At 54.3% G+C, this 17,395-nt stretch carries 12 protein-coding genes and 1 tRNA gene; 7 read left to right on the top strand and 6 right to left on the bottom strand.

Features of this window, described 5'->3' with window-relative positions; genetic code table 11:
- Positions 1 to 412: 412 nt before the first annotated feature.
- Together FEM03_RS04225 and FEM03_RS04220 are read left to right on the top strand one after the other, a co-directional pair.
- On the top strand, positions 413 to 1,462 hold the full coding sequence (locus FEM03_RS04225; RefSeq protein WP_138084941.1) for a Fic family protein: 1,050 nt from the start codon (positions 413 to 415) through the stop codon (positions 1,460 to 1,462).
- Positions 1,444 to 7,620, top strand: coding sequence for an AAA family ATPase (locus tag FEM03_RS04220; protein WP_138084940.1), 6,177 nt, complete (start codon positions 1,444 to 1,446; stop codon positions 7,618 to 7,620). The genes FEM03_RS04225 and FEM03_RS04220 overlap by 19 nt, the downstream gene beginning before the upstream one ends.
- A gap of 347 nt (positions 7,621 to 7,967) precedes the next feature.
- Here the strand turns inward: FEM03_RS04220 and FEM03_RS04215 are convergent.
- Positions 7,968 to 8,042 (bottom strand) — tRNA-Gly (locus FEM03_RS04215).
- Positions 8,043 to 8,139: 97 nt separating this feature from the next.
- Between FEM03_RS04215 and trpC the strand changes: the two genes are divergently transcribed.
- From trpC to FEM03_RS04190, 4 genes are all read left to right on the top strand, one after another.
- On the top strand, positions 8,140 to 8,934 hold the full coding sequence (gene trpC, locus FEM03_RS04210; RefSeq protein WP_138084939.1) for an indole-3-glycerol phosphate synthase TrpC: 795 nt from the start codon (positions 8,140 to 8,142) through the stop codon (positions 8,932 to 8,934).
- 402 nt (positions 8,935 to 9,336) lie between these two features.
- On the top strand, positions 9,337 to 9,606 hold the full coding sequence (gene rpsN, locus FEM03_RS04200) for a 30S ribosomal protein S14 (protein WP_138084938.1): 270 nt from the start codon (positions 9,337 to 9,339) through the stop codon (positions 9,604 to 9,606).
- A gap of 148 nt (positions 9,607 to 9,754) precedes the next feature.
- Complete coding sequence (locus tag FEM03_RS04195; RefSeq protein ID WP_138084937.1) at positions 9,755 to 10,006, top strand: FmdB family zinc ribbon protein; 252 nt, start codon at positions 9,755 to 9,757, stop codon at positions 10,004 to 10,006.
- Between the two features lie 36 nt (positions 10,007 to 10,042).
- On the top strand, positions 10,043 to 11,488 hold the full coding sequence (locus tag FEM03_RS04190; protein WP_138084936.1) for a hemolysin family protein: 1,446 nt from the start codon (positions 10,043 to 10,045) through the stop codon (positions 11,486 to 11,488).
- A 58-nt stretch (positions 11,489 to 11,546) separates the two neighbouring features.
- Here the strand turns inward: FEM03_RS04190 and trxB are convergent, their stop codons facing one another.
- Positions 11,547 to 12,467 carry a thioredoxin-disulfide reductase gene (gene trxB, locus FEM03_RS04185; RefSeq protein WP_138084935.1) on the bottom strand — a complete coding sequence of 307 codons (921 nt, stop codon included), beginning with the start codon at positions 12,465 to 12,467 and terminating at the stop codon, positions 11,547 to 11,549.
- A gap of 203 nt (positions 12,468 to 12,670) precedes the next feature.
- Here trxB and FEM03_RS04180 point away from each other — a divergent pair, with 203 nt between their 5' ends.
- A complete protein-coding gene (locus tag FEM03_RS04180; protein WP_138084934.1) occupies positions 12,671 to 13,270 on the top strand; it encodes a riboflavin synthase in 600 nt (199 codons plus the stop codon).
- A gap of 19 nt (positions 13,271 to 13,289) precedes the next feature.
- On the opposite strand, the gene FEM03_RS04175 is transcribed toward FEM03_RS04180, so the two are convergent.
- The 4 genes from FEM03_RS04175 to FEM03_RS04160 all read right to left on the bottom strand — a co-directional run bounded on the left by FEM03_RS04175 (position 13,290) and on the right by FEM03_RS04160 (position 17,393).
- Positions 13,290 to 14,045 (bottom strand): hypothetical protein, encoded by a 756-nt coding sequence (locus FEM03_RS04175; RefSeq protein ID WP_138084933.1) that lies wholly within the window; start codon positions 14,043 to 14,045, stop codon positions 13,290 to 13,292.
- Positions 14,042 to 15,604: a thermonuclease family protein gene (locus FEM03_RS04170; protein ID WP_138084932.1), complete on the bottom strand. Its 1,563-nt coding sequence runs from the start codon at positions 15,602 to 15,604 to the stop codon at positions 14,042 to 14,044. Before FEM03_RS04170 ends, FEM03_RS04175 begins: the two co-directional genes overlap by 4 nt.
- A gap of 25 nt (positions 15,605 to 15,629) precedes the next feature.
- Positions 15,630 to 16,328: a hypothetical protein gene (locus tag FEM03_RS04165; RefSeq protein WP_138084931.1), complete on the bottom strand. Its 699-nt coding sequence runs from the start codon at positions 16,326 to 16,328 to the stop codon at positions 15,630 to 15,632.
- 99 nt (positions 16,329 to 16,427) lie between these two features.
- A complete protein-coding gene (locus tag FEM03_RS04160; protein ID WP_138084930.1) occupies positions 16,428 to 17,393 on the bottom strand; it encodes a chorismate transformation FkbO/Hyg5 family protein in 966 nt (321 codons plus the stop codon).
- Between the last annotated feature and the right edge of the window lie 2 nt (positions 17,394 to 17,395).

Below are 17,395 nucleotides of genomic sequence, written 5' to 3'. Positions count from 1 at the left end.
AAGCCATCGTGACGGGCGGGGCGGTTCGATTGCTTGAGAGGAAGGAAGCGGAGCGCACTTTTGCGATTGAAAACTGGGGATTTTGCAAAGGATTTGCTGCGGATTGATTTCTGAAGCTCAAATTTTTCCAGCTGGCTTGGGGCGGCATAGGCTTGACGATGGCATTTGCAAAATTTCACTATGCCCTAGTGGGGCTGCACGTCGGGGCTTGCACGTCGGGGCTTGCACGTCGGGGCTTGCACGTCCTGCCTTCGTTTCACAGCTTAGCCTTTAGCGTGGGACTCTGCGGCATTGTGCAGAAATCTCCCTTGCAAGCAACACACTTCGTATAAACGCGATATGGGTGATTGTGGGTGAGGTTTTGAGTAGACTTATGGGTGTTTATGGGTGTATATATGGTTAGAGAGGTTGTATGCTGAGCACTGACAACATTCAAATCACGCCTGAATTGCTGACGTTGGTGGCTGAAATCGACGAGTTTAAAGGTGCTTGGCGTGCGCTGGGCACACTCGCACCTGAGCGTTTAAAAGCACTTCGCCATGTGGCTACCATCGAGAGTATTGGTTCCTCGACTCGAATCGAGGGGAGCAAATTAACGGATCGCGAGGTAGAGCGTCTGCTTGCCAATCTGGAGATTAAGAAGTTCGACACTCGTGATGAGCAGGAGGTTGCTGGATACGCGGAGGTAATGAAACTGGTTTTTAACGCGTGGCAGGACATTCCAATCACCGAAAACCACATCAAACAACTTCACCGTGACCTCCTGCGTTATAGCGAAAAGGACGAAGGGCATCGCGGCGAATACAAGGCGCTTTCCAATAGCGTCGCCGCTTTCGACGAGGACGGCGGGCAAACCGGCATTGTATTCGAGACGGCTACACCGTTCGACACGCCGCGCCTCATGACCGAGTTGGTGGCATGGCTGAACGAAGCACGCGACCTGCGTCGCCTTCACCCCTTGCTGGTCGTTGCGGTGTTTGTGGTGGTGTTCCTGGAGATCCATCCTTTCCAAGACGGCAATGGCCGATTGAGCCGAGTTCTGACCACCCTGCTGCTGCTACAGGCTGGCTACGCCTACGTGCCATACAGTTCCCTGGAGAGCGTCATTGAGAACAGCAAAGAGGGTTATTATCTGGCCCTTCGTCAGACTCAAGGCAGCATACGCACCCCCGCCCCCAACTGGCAGCCTTGGCTTCTATTTTTTTTGCGTGCCTTGCAGCAACAAGAACGACGATTAGCCTTGAAGGTAGAAAGGGAAAAACTCGTCATGGCAGCCTTGCCAGAACTGGCCGTGCAAATCATCGACTTTGCCAGACAACATGGCCGCGTAACCATGGGCGACATCATCAAGACGACCGGCGCAAGCAGGAACACACTCAAAGAGCATTTCCGTCGTGTGCTTGAGCAAGGCCACCTAGTCAAGCATGGCACTGGAAAGGGGACATGGTATGCCTTGCCGTAAACATCCGGGAAACTCCTGAACTGGATAAACGTCGATTATCTTTCATAAATCGAAAAACATATTATTTTGTCTCTTTCAACAATCCCAATCAGACCGACGAAAAAATCACTGCGATATTTACAATGCCAATTTCACCGCTCCCCCAAGCATCAAAAGCATCGTCAGATCAGCTGGAAAATATCTTCACCCGACCCGGGCCAATAAGGGCGGGTAATGACTACCAGGACATAGTAGCGGTGGGCATGCTGTTGGATTGGATGGAGTTCCCAGATGAATATGAATGTATGCAAGTGGAGGCAGAGGATTCAGGCTGTCTGGATGATATTCGTGTTCATCGCGCGGATGGCAAGATTGAGCTGGTGCAAGTTAAGTTTTCGACTTCGCCCCATGCCGATGACGATCCATGGGAGTGGCGTTCTCTGTTGCAGGATCGTCCCTCTAGAAGACAAGGTGAAAGGTTGCCATCACTTCTTAAACGTTGGATTGAATCGTGGAAATTGGTCAGAGCTAGCCACTCGAATGTGTCAGTCCGAATATTGTCGAATCGCCGGGCGGGTGGCGATCTCAATGATTGTCTTCAGGATGATTATGTTTGCTGGGAAGAAATTGCTAGTGAAGCTAAAGCTTTGCTGCGTGAGCAAGTGGGCGAAGAGGATGCACGGGCATTTTTCGAGGCATGTGTCTTCATGCTTGGAAGGGATGGTCTCGAAAGATACGAGCAGATCGAGAAGCAGCGATTTTTGCGACTCAAAGGCAACGAATTGGGATGGCTCAGCTTGAAACAAACTGTTGGCCAATGGGCAATTGAGCGGAACAAGCCGAGCGCGGGTGGACACATTTACCTCGACCACATTCTCGAAGCTGCTAAATGGGCAATACCGAAGTCGCTCAGTCAAAGATTTGAAGTGCCCAATGACTTTTTAGAGCCTGACCCTGATTTTGTGAAATCTCTCAAGGAGGAGGTGTCCGATTTAACTGCGCGTTGTCATTTTTTGGCAGGCTTCCCAGCGTCAGGCAAAAGCACATTTGTTAGCTGGTTATTCAATCAATTTGAAGAAGACGGTGTGCCGGTAATTCGACATCATTATTTTTTGTCCATTGGGGATCGATCTAAAGGGAGACTTGATCATGAAGTGGCTGCTGAATCACTGCTCGCAGACTTACGTCAACGGCATCGTCGGGCATTAGGAGAGCACTATGCGAAGAACCCGAGAGCAGAAAGCTTAGCTGAATGCTTAGAGGTGGTTGGCGCAAACTACCTTGCTGAGAATCGCACATTAATCTTGATCATTGATGGCTTGGATCATGTTTGGAGAGAGCATGGGTCACTAGACGAGTTACGTCGATTGATGGACATTCTATTGCCACCACCACCGGGTGTTAGTGTGCTAATGGTATCGCAACCAGTAGGTGATGATCAACTCCCACAGCGGGTGAGGCAATGCGCACCACGGGAAGAATGGATATTAATGCCGAGTTTTGGATTGAATCAAATCAATCAATGGCTAGATATTTATGAGGATTATCTTCCATCTAGCTATCGAAATGGAAACAAAAAATATCAAAGAGAGCAACTTGCTTGGGCGCTTTTAGCTCGCTGCGATGGGCAACCACTACATTTACGCTACAGCTGGAATTACCTCGTTCAACACCGGATTCCAATCTCCGCCCAGGAAGTTGACAAGCTGCCCAGGTGTCCAGATGGAGACATTCGGCAGTATTATCAAGAACTTTGGCAATGCTTGTCACCTTCTGGGAGAATAAGTTTAATGCTACTTGTCCTGTGTGAGTGGCCTTGGCCTACTGGAGGCATGGTGGAGGCGCTACGAGCTGCTGGGGAAGCTCCATCGGATGCTCAACGAGGATTCGAAGACATTAGACACCTTTTGAAGTCTTCTCGCCTTGGTGTTGAGCCCTACCATCAAAGCTTGGCAGTGTCGATTCGTGAACGACCTGAGACTGAGCAATATAGCGCAAGCCTTCGGAGCGCCGCTTCCGTTTGGTTGACTTCTAGCGCGCCCGAATATTGGCGATGGGCTAATCAATGGGAGCTGTGTGCGGTTCTAGGAAATGTTAAACCTCTAATTGAAGGGCCTTCGCGTGAATGGACGGTTAAGTCGATAATGGAATTTAGACCCCCTAGCGACCGCATCCGGATGCTCGAACGGGCGGGGTGGGAAGCCGCCGAACTTCGTTGCTGGGACCGAGTGGTCGAAGTGGGCATCTGGCTGGAATATTCGGAGCGATTGGGTAATAATGGGGACGAATCATGGGCGGATGCCTTTGAAGCTCGTTTGCGCCTTAATCCTGACAAATTCGCGTTGCTCCAATTATTGGATCGGATCGATAGCCTGCCTTCGAGCTTTCTGCCGATTTTGGCTCGCTTCGTCAAAAAGGCGGACCTAAACCATGAGGGGGATATACTGTTAGAGACCCTTCACACACGCACAGCAAACTCTAGGGACACACCCGGGATGATGGGCGGGCGAAACCTTGACTTTGAAGAGATTGGGCACCGATTAGTTTCATATTTGAATCAAGATGTTCTTGCTGATTATCTTGTTCGTCTTGTGCAGGCGACGGATAGCCAAGAGATCTTGAGTGTGGTGCCGAAAATTGCGGCAGGTTGCAGGTCGGCCAGTGCATTGGGACACTTTCGTTTGCTGTTATCGACAGCGCGCGAAGCAAATCCCACACTAAAGGAACAGATGTTCCATGCTCTGGCACGATGGGCCACTCGCATATCCCTCAATGAAAAAAATTCTGTCATCAATCTTTATGACAGCGAAATTGCAATGGACCCTCTGGGTGCGTTGATTCACGCTGATAGCAAGGGCCCAAGGCATGTTACTCGCTTCAATTGCTTACGCCCCAAAATAGGGGAGCTAAACCGCCGCAACTCACTTGCTGAGCGTCAATCGAACATGGCAGAGATAGTTGTTGATTTCTTCTGGTGGGCGGTTGGGGCCCGCCGGTATGGCGGTATTGAAACGGTCAAAGAAGCTCTAATTCAGGTGAAGCTTAGTCCGTGGTTGAGCACATTAATGCGGTCATTAGTCGATTCAACGAGGCAGTTGGCCCCTGTGTTACCGCATGATCCAGAGGCAGCTTTAGAAATCCTTCGCGACCAGATTCGAATGATTGAATTTCCTGAGGTGGATGCGCCTGACGACGACTACTTCCAGAGTCGAGGCGGCAGGCGAGCATTGGTAAATATCGTTCATGAAATATGCTGTATTGCACAATCCAAAACGGCAAATTTTAAGGCGAAGACCAACCAAATATGTTGGCTATTCGATTTACCTTCTATGTGGCTAGATACTACACTTGCCGCTTTCAGTGAGATACAGGATCACTGGTTATCACCCGAAGCCTGCGATCAGGTTCACTCTTTTGTAATCCAGAGCATGAGTTATGTTGATTATTATAGCTCTCGCGCGACTCGATCGGGGACGACTTCGGTCATTATGGCCCGCAACAACTCCATGGAGCACGCCCATTTTTGGCTCCATGAGTGGGCGCAAAACACCATTGCTCATGGTGATCACAAAGACATGCCCCTTATTGAGGCGTTGGATTGTGCTACCTTATTAACTTCAAAGCGAGAAGCGCCAGAAGAACAAGACTTGAAACGAATATTGAAGCTTGCCACTCCGGCGTCCACTGTTCTCAAATACACGGATGGCAAAGAGACGCGTGTTATCTCATCATCTTTCGTTGCAGCACTCTCTCTTGCTGACCCCACTCTCATATGGTTGCGTCGTTATCATGCTTGGCTATTATCGAATCAGGAATATTATCGGGCTGACCAAGCATTACTTGCGTTCCTTCAAAATGCGGATTTGTCTAGTTCAGCAAATTTCACAGTCGCAACGACAATTTCATCAGACGAAGAAAGAACCATTCTCAGGCAAAGGATAGATGATAAAGATAAGCGTGCTGAAGAAGCGCTAAACTCGATTGAATCAGTATTTGGATTCAGCCCGATTGCACCATCCGTAGAATCGCCCACTAAGGAAACTGTAGAGCACGGCGGAAGGAAGGTGGATAACACTCTTCCGGACTATTCAATATGGCTTCCATCTGAGCTGCTAACCATCATAGAGGATCGATCGGAAGATGAATACAGCACTAATCGTGTCGATCAAATGGCACAATGGTGTAAACACTGGCTGCAAGTCGTTGATGCCATTGAGGTTTTCGATGCAGTGAGAAGAGTGAAAGCACACAATCCTGAATTGAGAATGGGGCGCACGATGTGGCAGATCGCTGATAGTGCTCCAGATGTAGTTGATCGGTTCGATGCCCTCATCGAATGGATGCGTGATGCATCAGGATGGAGCCGCTATTGGTATGATAAGCGTGAAGCAGAAGAAATTATGATTCATATTGCAACCGTTGCTCCAGACCGCGTCCACGAGTTCATCTTGAAATCTTTAGTTAACGACGCTAGTCAAACGCAAAGACGCCTAGCGGTGGGGATTTTCAGTTGGTATCGGATAGTAGAATTGTTTCTAAAAACCGAAAACATAGCGCAAGCAGAAAGGATTGTGGATCAAATTGTAAAGAGCGCAAAAGAACTGTGCGAAGTTCAAACGTTGCCTGAAGTAGTATGGGAGGGTCAAGATGGAGTTGATTATGGTGACCCATGGATTTTCGCAATCAATAGACTTTCTTCGCCCAATCTAATTTGCCGCGAACGCGCCGCTACAATGATAGGGGTTGAATTGTCAGATCGAAATGAGGATGTTGAGTTGGCGCTAAAGCATTGGCTTGAAAAGCAGAGTGTTCCGACTCTTGCAATGCAAGCGATGCTCCCACTTATAAAAGCTCAGGAGCTGGGGCGCATGTGGACACCGTTTGAATTAAGAAACTTTTTCGATCAGGTGAAGGCGCGATCAATTGGGGCTTGGATAATCGCCAACTTTCTGAATCGAGATGTTGCTGGAAAAATGATGGAATGGGCTGTAGTGGGCTCACCCGAAACCCCACTTGATATAGTTCGTGGAACCGCATTCCTGGGAGAATGTAGCTATTATGTTCCATTTGCATTTCGTGATCACGTGCAAAAACTTCCTGAGCCAATCGGCCCTCTCTTTGCCGATTGTTGGCGACAAGAGTTTGCTAATATTTGGGGCGAAGAACCAGATAGACGTGTCGATGAAGGCTTGCGCACTTGGCGCAGCCTCGATTCCAGGGAGAGAGGTCATATCGGGGCTGAACCGCGCATTACTGAGGCTTGCCGTTCGGGTTTTGATAGAGCAGTAGCTTGGGCGGTCGCTTCGGACTTCATGACGAGCGATCAAGCTATTCGATGGTGTCGAAGAAACATTCCCGTGGATGTTGAACTGTGGAAAATCCAACCTCAACCTATGCCAACATGGTGGCCAAGTGTTGAACCTATTAAAGAAGATGGGCTAGCTGAGGTTCCCCAAGTGCTTTGGAATTTGGTCGACGAGTGGTTCAATCACAACAATCCGTTAAACTCGCAAACTGAATGGGTCATTGGCGGGTTGAAAGGATGTGTCGATGCAGGATCAATGAGATTTGGAATAAACGTATATCCTGCATTGCAGCAGCGGATCACTGGCATAATCCCCGATGATGAATTAGTTGTGAAAGCTGCTTCTGGTGATCTTCAGGGTATATGGTGTCAAAGTCTGCACTGTTGCGATAGCGCAATACAGAGCCGAGGAAGCACCGCAAAATTTCACATTAAAGAGTGCGCAGCCAAAGTGGACGGCTGGGCAATTTTGCCCGTTACAACATGGCTTGAGCCAAGTGCGATTCAAACTTGGCAAGCTTGGCGTAAATTCACCCTTCCTAGGACCATGCTTAATTGGTTTAGTCCAAAATCGTGCGAAGTTCGCGCAGAGGGCAATGAAATGCATACGATTTTGAATGGCCGTGTGATAGCTAAGTGGTCAGATTGGACCGCAGGAATTGAGGAATGGGTTGACTTTGATAACGGCATCAATCGAGCCGGGGACTCTATTCTAATCAGGCGGGATTTATTACAGTCGTTGTTGGAGATATTTGATGGCCACTGGATGTGGGCGACTACAATTACAGTGCACATTTCGAACCGCTATGGAGCAGACAAAAAGGCTCGCTTTCATCGCGTTTATGGAGGCAGCAACGTGATTATGCCGAGCTGATTTCCTGCGGCCCAAATTCTTGATCATCTTGATAAACTTTTGGGAAAGTGACATCTGGATGCACCTAATTGACAGTATTGGATGAGTGACAGGCTCCATATGTGGAAGGAGTCTTTTGCGGGTTGTCGGCTCTGCATTCGGTGGTTGATAAGGTGAATGGATTGGATTGTCGACCCAATCGAATATCCAAAAATTATAGGCCCTGAGTTCGCTCATGATCTGCAGGGTGTCTCCGGGGAAATTGAAGTCGATCGCTGTGCGAAGGTCCAGTGTTCAATCAAAATCTCCATCGCGGGCCGCTGATGATCGACAGAGACATAAAAAAACCCTGCCGGATGGCAGAGAATTGGAGCGGGTGACGCGATTCGAACGCGCGACATCTTCCTTGGCAAGGAAGTGCTCTACCACTGAGCTACACCCGCACTGCAAATGGTTTGCTTGCGGGTGAGGATTCTGCCGCATTATGTGAACGATTCAAGTCGAAAATAGGAAAATCTTTGCTAGGCTGCTTTTTCACGCATGAACAAGCTCGAAGAAATCATCGCCTACAAACACACCGAGGTGCAGCGTCTGCTGCCGAGAATGGAAAAATTGCGCGCTGCGGCGGCGCTCCGAAATGATCACCGCTCGCTCTATGATGCGCTGCGGGCGGATGAGACGAGGCTGGGGTTGATTGCCGAGGTGAAGAAGGCGTCGCCATCGGCGGGGGTGATTCAGGCGGATTTTGATTACCTGACGATTGCGCGCAGCTACGAAAAGGGCGGGGCGACGGCGCTGTCGGTGTTGACCGATGAGAAATATTTTCAGGGTCGGCTGGATTACATGACGACGATTCGTCGTGAGGTGTCGATTCCGGTGCTGCGCAAGGACTTCATGGTGCATGAGGCGCAGATTTATGAAGCGGTGGTGGCGGGGGCGGATGCGATTCTGCTGATCGTGGCGGCGCTGGACCAGGCGACGCTGGTGCATTTGATGGATGTTGCTTACACATTCCAGATGGATGTGCTGGTGGAGGTGCACAATTTGGAGGAGTTGGAGCGGGCGTTGGACACGGACGTGAGGATTTTGGGGATCAACAACCGGAACTTGAAGGCTTTTACGGTGGATCTGGCAACGACGGAGGAACTGGCGGAGGAGGTTCCGGAGGATGTGGTGCTGGTGAGTGAGAGCGGAATCAAGTCGGTGGCGGATGCGGTGCGTCTGGCGGCATGTGGGGCGGATGCGCTGTTGGTAGGGGAAACGCTGATGCGGCATGAGCATCCGATTGAAATGGCGCGGGCGCTGCGGGTGGAGAAGCAGTTGATGCTGGAGTGAGGGGGGGAAGTCGGAAGTCGGAAGTCGGAAGTCGGAAGTCGGAAGTCGGAAGTCGGAAGTCGGAAGTCGGAAGTCGGAAGTCGGAAGTTGGTTTGAAGCGCCGGTCAGGTGAGGGGGCGTCATCAACCACGAAATGGTTGCCTAATGCGGCGCTGAGTCACGAGGTGTTTCCATGGTCCGACAGTGCTGCGGTGACGATGGGAAAACCATGGGTAGAAGCCCGTGGATAAGGATGAGGTTTCCTTTCGGGCAGCGTGATTTGGGAGATCGGCCGGATTCGGAGGCGGTGGGTGGCGAGCGTGACGGGGGAGGGAAGTGGGTCTCCTTACGTCGGCTGCTACTTTTGATTGGGATAAAAAATTGGTTGCAAGGTTTGAAGGGTGTGGCAGACTTGGCGGCTCTATGGCTAAGACCTGCTGGATTGAACGTAACAAGCGCAAGCAAAAAACTGTCGACAAATATGCCAAGCTCCGTGCCGAGCTTAAGGCTAAAGGTGATTACATGGGTTTGACCCTGTTGCCACGTGACGCCAGCCCTACCCGCTTGGTAAACCGTTGCCGTGTTTCCGGTCGCCGCCGCGCTTTCATCCGCCGCTTCGAGATGTCACGTCTCACCTTCCGCGAAATGGCCTCCCAAGGGCTGATTCCAGGGGTTACGAAGTCGAGCTGGTAATTCGCTGACGAGCGGCATCGCCTTCCCGCGTTGCAACGATTTTTTGGCTTTGCGAAGGTGCTGCCATGCGGCACCTTCTTTTTGTTTGTGAGCGTTTCCTGACTGCTTCTTCTGTCTGTTCCGTTTGAGTGTTGCTCGCTGAGCGATCATGCCGACTTATCAATACATCGCTGAAGATCCAGAGAAGGGCTGCCTTCGCTGCAAGCGGGGTTTTGATCTGCGCCGTCCGATCAGTCGTCCGCCGCTGACGGTGTGTCCTTTGTGCAAGGCACCGGTCAAAAAACTCATTTCCCAAGTAAATACTCCCCGAGTCACTAAACCCACTTCCATCTCAGACGCCAAGAGCGCCGGTTTTACGGTGCTGGAAAAGCGATGTGATGGCTCTTATGAAAGACTTTAAGCAAGGCTCACCGAGGTCGTTTTTTCCCAGCCCCCCATGATCGACCTCCCTTTAGTTACCCATTCAGTGCTGCCAGCGATGTTGGCGGCCATGGACACCACTTTGGTGCGCGAATGGAATTTTTCGACCAATGACGTGCTCTGGCGGGTGGGATTGGTGACGTTTTTGGTTTTGCTGAACGGATTTTTCGTGGCGGCAGAGTTCGCCATTGTGAAGGTGCGTGAGAGTCAGTTGCATGAGGCGGCTGAGGAGGGGAATGTGCGGGCAAAGTTTGCACAGACGGTGACGAAGCACATGGATGCTTATTTATCGGCGACGCAGCTGGGCATCACGCTGGCAAGCATCGGTTTGGGGATGGCGGCGGAGCCATTGTTGGCACAGATGATCCAGCCTTGGTTGTTTTCGGTGGGCATGACCAGTGACGCCGCCGTGCAGGGAACCGCATTTGGCGTGGCGTTTACGATCATTACCTTTCTGCATGTGGTGCTGGGGGAACTGACGCCGAAGTCGCTGGCGATTCGGAAGGCGTTTGCCACGACGATGTGGGTGTGTGCGCCTTTGCATGTGTTTTTGGTGGTGCTGAAACCGGCAATTTTTGTATTGAACGGCACGGCGAACTGGCTGTTGCGGGCGGTGTTCCGGCTGGACCCGGTGAGCGAGGGGGAGCGGGTGCATTCGGAGGAGGAATTGCGGCACCTGGTTTCAGAGAGTCAGCGTTCGGAAGAGGTGACGGAGACGGAGAAGAGCATCGTGTTGAATGCGCTGTCACTAAATGACCGTTACGTGCGGGATTTGATGACACCGCGGCGGAATGTGATTTCGCTGGATGTGGATGAGCCGTTTGAGGTGAACTTGAAGCTGGCCTTGGATTCACAGCACACACGGTTTCCGTTAGTTGAAGGGCATCTCGACAAGAGCATTGGGTTGATCCACATCAAGGACCTCTTGAAGCTGGTTCATCAGGGTGGCAAGAGCACGGCGGACTTGCGTCAGATCAAACGTGAACTGCTGCTGGTGCCTGAGATGATGTCGATCGACAAGTTACTGCGCTATTTCCAGCAGAAGCATGCGCACATGGCGCTGGCGGTGGATGAGTATGGTAGCGGGGTGGGGATTGTGACGCTGGACAACGTGGTCGAAGAGATCGTGGGCGATATCAATGATGAGTTCGACATCGTGGAGAAACCGAAGTTTAACCGGTTGAGCGAAAGCGAGTTTGAGGTGGAGGGTTCGCTGAATCTTTATGAGCTGAACGAGCTTTGCGATCTTGAACTGGAGAGCGATGAGGTGACCACGATTGGTGGTTACGTGACCCATGTGCTGGGGCACTTCCCTGAGCTAGGTGAGACCTTGATGATTGGTCAGTATGAGGTGACGACGACGGGGGTGGAAGCCCGTCGCGTGGTTTCACTGTTGTTCAAGCGGGTGGAGTTGTCCGATGAAGTCGTCGAGAGCGATGAGGTGGTGAAGAACGAGCGGTAGATTGACACGCGCGTTCGACGGTGAAGCGGGCATGAGCGTCCGCGCTTCTCTTTAAAATTTAATGAGCCAGGTAACGCTCGGCTTCCAAGGCAGCGGCGCAGCCTTGACCGGCAGCCGTGATGGCCTGGCGGTAAACGTGGTCGGCGACGTCACCAGCGGCGAAGAGGCCGGGGATGTTGGTCTGGGTGCCTTTGGTTTGCAGGATGTAACCGTTCTCATCCAGGGTGACCTGGCCGTTGAGGAATTTGGTGTTGGGGACGTGGCCGATGGCGACGAATACGCATTTTAATTCGAGTTCGCTTTCTTCTCCGGTGACGAGGTTTTGAATTTTGGCGGCGCGGACTTCGCCTTTTTCATCCGTGAGGTATTCGGTGACGGTGCTGTTCCAGATCGGTTTGATCTTGGGATTGGCGAGGGCGCGGTCGGCCATGATCTTGCTGGCGCGCAGTTCGTCGCGACGGTGGATCAGATACACGGTGCTGGCGAAGCGGGTGAGGAAGGTGGCTTCTTCGGCGGCGGAGTCGCCACCGCCAATGACGGCGACGGGGACGTTGCGGTAGAAGGCTCCGTCACAAGTGGCGCAACTGGTGAGGCCGCGTCCGATGAGGGATTTTTCGTTGGGGAGTCCGAGGTGACGCGGAGAGGCACCGGTGGCGACGATGACGGTTTTCGACTGGATGACTTTGCCGCCTTCAAGAGTGATGTCGAAATGTCCGGCGTCGGTTTTGGTGACGGCTTCGACCTGGGCGTATTCGATGCGCGCGCCGAATTTTTCGGACTGTGACTGCATTTTCATCATGAGTTCAGGGCCCATGATGCCTTCGGGAAAGCCGGGGAAGTTTTCGACTTCGGTGGTGGTGGTCAGCTGGCCGCCGGGTTGGGTGCCGGAAAGAAGGAGGGGGCTGAGGTTGGCGCGGGCGGTGTAGATGGCGGCGGTGTAGCCGGCGCAGCCGGTGCCGATGATGAGGACGTTTTCCATAAAGGGTGGGTGAAATTGGTGGGGGTATGGGTGACTTTGTAGTGGCTGCGGATGCGGCGGGTTGCAAGTGCGGGATGCAGCAAGTTGGTTTGTCCGGTGGTTTGGTGGTGTGGGTAATGATGGATTACGCTTGATGGGAGTGGGGGGATGTTTGGGGAATGTTCGCGGTTGAGGGAGAAGGGAATCCGTGAAAGGTTGAACGGATGTTTACCGGAATTGTTGAAGTGACTGGCAGGGTGGAGAGCCTGATGTTTCGCGAGGGTGGGGCGCGGCTGGTGTTGAAGGTGGGGCCGATGGCGGGGGAGTTGAGCCTGGGGGAAAGTGTGGCCTGCAATGGGTGTTGTCTGACGGTGACGGATTTTGATGGGGCGGCGGGGACGGCGGCGTTTGATTTGTTGATTGAGACGTTGCGGGTGACGAGTTTGGGGGAGTTGAAGGAGGGGAGTTTGGTGAATCTGGAGAGGTCGTTGCGGATTGGAGACCGGTTGAGCGGACATTTTGTGCAGGGTCATGTCGACACCACGGCGGAGGTGCTAGTGCTGGAAAAGGTGAGGGAGGATCACCAGTTCACAGTGGAGTTGCCGCAGGCGTGGGCGGCGCTGGTGGTGCACAAGGGGTCGATCTGTGTCGATGGGATGAGTTTGACGATTGCCCAGTTGGAGGAAGATCGGATGACGTTTTGGATCACGCCGCACACCTTTGCGGTGACGAATCTGGCGGCGCTTTCGGAGGGCGGCATGGTGAATTTGGAGTTCGATATGCTGGCGAAGCACATGCAGCGGCTCGTGTCCTTGGGGCGCTGACACCATTTGGCGCTCTGACTCAAGGTTGCGAGGAGCGCACGAAGAGCACGTTGCGGATTCGCAGGCGCGGGACGGTGGGGTTGCCGTTTTGCAGGGTCAGGGTTTGGTCGGCGATCGGGGAGTCGATGACGAGATTGCCAAGTTTGAAGATGCGGAAGACGTCGTCTCCTCCAGTCACGAGGTCGGGTTTGAGGTGGCTGATGAGTTGGTAAGTGCCGACGGTCAACATGATGGGTTCATCGGCGGTGAGAGCTTCAGCGGCGAAGACGAGCAGAACATCGTATTTTCCGGGAGGAAGTTTGGTGACGTTCCAGGCGATGCTGCCAAGGGGCAGGGCGTTGCGGGCTTCAGGAGTGACGGCGACGGGGGAGATGGCTTCGGAGGCCTGGAGGGAGAGGGTGGGTCTGGCGCGGTCGCGGTCGCGGTCGGTGCCAGGGAGTGCGGGGGGGTCGATTTTGCGTGGAACGTCGGTGGGCAGGATGCCGGTGGTGGCAATGAGTTGGCGGATTTTTTGGGCTTCCCGGGTGACCTGGGCGAGATGGTCGGGGTTTGGCAGTCGCGATTGGAGGGTCTCAAGTTTGCGGAGGTAATCCTTCAGAATAGGGGTGTGGATTTCGCGGAGTTTGAGCTGGTAGGTGGCTTCGGCTTGCTGGAGTCGCGAGCTGATGTCTTCCGTTTGCTGGGCACGGGCGGGGAGACTGGCAAAGAGGAGGATGACCAGGGTGAACGCGGGGAAATGGGAGATGGTCATGAAACGGAAAAAGGAGGGTTTCATGGGAGGGCGGTGGGCGGATCGCTGAAGGCCCAGGCCCCTGGCGGGGTGGGGCGGGCGCGGGCGGTGGATTCGCGTTCTTTTAAGGCGCCATGGCAGGGGTCTGGAATGACGAGGCGGCTGTCGCGGCGGGGTTTTGGAAGCGGGGTGATGGCGGCAAGGCCGTTGTCGACCAAGATGCCGGCATAATCGCCGAGATGAGGGACATAGATGGTGACGCGGAGGGTGCCATCGCGGTCTTTCTGGCCGTTGGTGAGGAGACGCAGGGGTTTGTTGGCGAGGGCGGTAGCGGTGAATTCACGGGCCTGTTTGCCGATGGCGAGGGCGTTTTCGGGATTGATGTGGAAGTAAGCGGCATAGTGCTGGAGTTCGCCAGCGGCTTCGTCGGTGGGCGGGGGACAGGTGACGGTTTTGAGTCGGACGGGAATTTGTTTGCCCTGGTGTTGGATGAGGAAGCGGTCGCCGGTGTTGGAGGCGTGGTTGACAAAGGTGACGTCGGTCCATTCTTCTTCAGCATCTTCGAAAAGGCTGATGGCGGCGCGGGTGCGCGCTGGGGCGAGGGGGCGTTCAAGCCACTTGGTGGTGCGGTCGAGTTCGGCCTGGAGTTCGGCGATGGAGTCAATTTGCTGAAGGGAGGTGGCTTCAGCAAGGCGCGTTTGGAGGGCCTGGAGATAACTGGTGATGATGGGGGTGGCGATGGTTTTGTATTTTTGCTGGTAAACGCTGCGGAGCGTGTTGACGGGGTCGGATGGGGTGTCCAGCGCGAGGGTAGTGGTGTTGCTGGGAGCGGAGGGGGTCAGGCGGATTTCCTTGAGTTGCATGACGCCGCCGTCGCCATTGGCGCGGGTGATGCGCACGGAAAAGCTGGCGGTGGTGCGGGTGAGTTGAAACGGGGGGGAGAGCTGCAAGGTGTTGTGAGTGGTCCAGGCGCCCGTGTCGGCGACGATGGCGGTGCGGCGGTTTAGGGCGGCTCCGGCGAGATTGCTGGCTTCGAAAAATTCAAATTCGCCACCGGTTCGAGGATTGTAAGTGGGAATGTAGCGGGCGGGTGGATCGCCCGTGGAGGCGACACCGTAGGTGACAATGATGTCGTAGCTGCCGGGGGTGATTTTGGTGACGTCCCAGGTGGCGCTGTTGCCGGCGGCACGCCAGGGGCCGAGGGAGTCGCTGGCGGTGTCGTAGTTGACGGCTCCGACGAGGCGGGCCTGCGAGGGTTTGAGGACGATGGTATTGGTGAGCGAGGCGAGCGACTGAACTTGCGCGAGGGCGGTGCGGCGCTGCTGGGCGTTGTGGGCTTGTTCGTAGTCGCCACTGGCGGCGGCTTCCTGCTCGATGGCAGCGAGGGCCTTGATGTATTGCTCGGTGAGGGTCGTGGAGGCGGTGAGGGTTTGTTGCTGGACCTGCTGACGGAGCAGTCGGAGTTCGCTGGGCTCGGGGGGGGGCGGGGGCGTGGGTGCGGCGTCCTGGCTGTAGGCCAGAGTTGCGAACAGAAAGGAGAGGAAAATCGGACGCAGGAAAGTCACCTTGAGGAGGTTTATACCAGATTGGAGGAACAGGGGCAACGGATTGAATGGATGCCGCAAAAGTTCAAAGGGCGCTGGGTTGCAGGGTGAGGCTGATGATGTGGAGTTGCTGGTCGGCCGAAATGGAAAGGGGAGAGAGAATGAGGGGGCCGCTGCCATTGCTGATGCGCAAGGTGCCCACTTTCTTGCTGGTGGGTTGGTTGTCGGTGGATTCCAGGGCCACAGGGAGATGGTAGAGGGTTTCTTTGAGCTGGATGACGGGGGGAGTGCTGCTGGGATTGAGGGAGTAACGAAGCAGGATTTCGTAGCCGCCGGGTGGGAGGTTGGGAAGGGTCCAGGTGGCGCTGGATTCGGTCGTGGTCCAACCGCTGAGGCGGTTGTTGTTGGCGGGATCGAGGGTGAGCTGGTTGAGCTGGGCGACGCTGTTCTCCAGGGGAATGGATTGGGGGAGGTCGACGGCAGCGTGGGCGATGACGGGTGGGTTGAGCAGATGTTGCTGGGTTTGGGCAATTTCCTGTTCGAGCAGGATTCGCTGGTCGCGAGCGTGGATGGCTTCGCGGTAGTCGCCGCCAGAGGCGAGCTGTTTTTCGAGGGAGTAGAGAGCTTCGCGCTGTGCCTGTTTTTCCGGGAGGAGGGCGGTGAAGAGGGCGTGGCGCAGTTTTTGTTTCAGTTGCGGGAGGCTTTCACGGGTAGTCGGCGGTTCTTGGGAGGCGAGGGGGAGAATGACCAATGAGCAAATCCCAATGACCAAGGAAATGAGCAAGCACGAATGAATGTCTCTGCGGCGTGGTTTGGTGGGAATGATGAGATGAGGTCTTGTCTTGGTCATTGGTCACTGGGATTTGGTCATTCCTGCGCAGCGTTAAATACGTTTGCTGAGGATGGCTTCAATCTCCAAGTCAAGGTCGGCGCGGCAGATGTCGGCCTGCTGGTAGGTGATTTGATCGGCCAGCCAGGGGGCTTCTTCCTTGAACCAGTCCTGGATGAGGGGGAGCATTTCGGGGTGGCGGAGGTAGCAACGGAGGTCTTGCAGGGTGAGTTGGGCTTTTTGTGCGGCTTTTTCGCTTTGGAGGATGGCGGTCATGCCCATGCGTTCGAGCATGATGTGGATGTTGCGCATGGTGGTGCGGAACTGCTGGTGCCAGTCGCCTTCGCCGACGCTGAGGTGGCCTTCGATGCTGGCGGTGCCGCTAAGGTAGCCTTGAATTTCGCCTTTTTGATCCGGAACAAGGACGGCGCGGGCGAAGCTGGGCGGGCGGGGGCCGTAGTCGCTGGGGTAGTGGTAGGCGGGGATTTGTGAGGGGTTTTCGAGGTAAACGGGCTGGGTTTTTCCGGCGATGAAGATGAGGATGATGGCGGGGCTGGAGATGCCGACGGCGGAGGCGGCGGGCATGAAGGCACGGAGGTCGCGACCAAAGAGTTGCTCGAAAGCCATCCAGCGTCCGATGTTGAACTGACGGTAGTTCTCGAGGCCTTGTTTGACGGCATTGATGTCGGGCACGTAGTTCCAGACCCGATGGAGGTGCATTTTGCGGTCGGCGCAGGTGCTCAGGAGCTGATGATAGGCCTGGCGGGTGGGTTCTTCGAGGCGGCCGTGAGCGGGGACGATGATGGTGCCGACCAGTTCCTCGTCGGTTTCAAGCAGCATGAGGGTTTCGTTCTCGACAATGCGGGCGCCGGGCATCGGGCAGCTCTCGGCGTTTTGGCGTCCTGCGAGGAGGGGGATGGGGAGATTGAGGATGCAGGTGTTGCCCTCACGGAGGAGTCCGGGGGAGGGGGCATCAAACTGAATGAGGAGAAAAGGATCGTCCTTGGTGAGGGCGGGCATGG

This window comes from Phragmitibacter flavus, assembly GCF_005780165.1.
In the GTDB taxonomy this organism is placed as follows: domain Bacteria; phylum Verrucomicrobiota; class Verrucomicrobiia; order Verrucomicrobiales; family Verrucomicrobiaceae; genus Phragmitibacter; species Phragmitibacter flavus.
This window is presented reverse-complemented; position numbering and strand designations above follow the sequence as displayed.

Bases quoted from the DNA above. Each gene is read 5' to 3' on its own strand.
- FEM03_RS04225 (WP_138084941.1), top strand. From the start codon at position 413: ATGCTGAGCACTGACAACATTCAAATCACGCCTGAATTGCTGACGTTG.
- FEM03_RS04220 (WP_138084940.1), top strand. From the start codon at position 1,444: ATGGTATGCCTTGCCGTAAACATCCGGGAAACTCCTGAACTGGATAAA.
- trpC (WP_138084939.1), top strand. From the start codon at position 8,140: ATGAACAAGCTCGAAGAAATCATCGCCTACAAACACACCGAGGTGCAG.
- rpsN (WP_138084938.1), top strand. From the start codon at position 9,337: ATGGCTAAGACCTGCTGGATTGAACGTAACAAGCGCAAGCAAAAAACT.
- FEM03_RS04195 (WP_138084937.1), top strand. From the start codon at position 9,755: ATGCCGACTTATCAATACATCGCTGAAGATCCAGAGAAGGGCTGCCTT.
- FEM03_RS04190 (WP_138084936.1), top strand. From the start codon at position 10,043: ATGATCGACCTCCCTTTAGTTACCCATTCAGTGCTGCCAGCGATGTTG.
- trxB (WP_138084935.1), bottom strand. From the start codon at position 12,467: ATGGAAAACGTCCTCATCATCGGCACCGGCTGCGCCGGCTACACCGCC.
- FEM03_RS04180 (WP_138084934.1), top strand. From the start codon at position 12,671: ATGTTTACCGGAATTGTTGAAGTGACTGGCAGGGTGGAGAGCCTGATG.
- FEM03_RS04175 (WP_138084933.1), bottom strand. From the start codon at position 14,045: ATGAAACCCTCCTTTTTCCGTTTCATGACCATCTCCCATTTCCCCGCG.
- FEM03_RS04160 (WP_138084930.1), bottom strand. From the start codon at position 17,393: ATGCCCGCCCTCACCAAGGACGATCCTTTTCTCCTCATTCAGTTTGAT.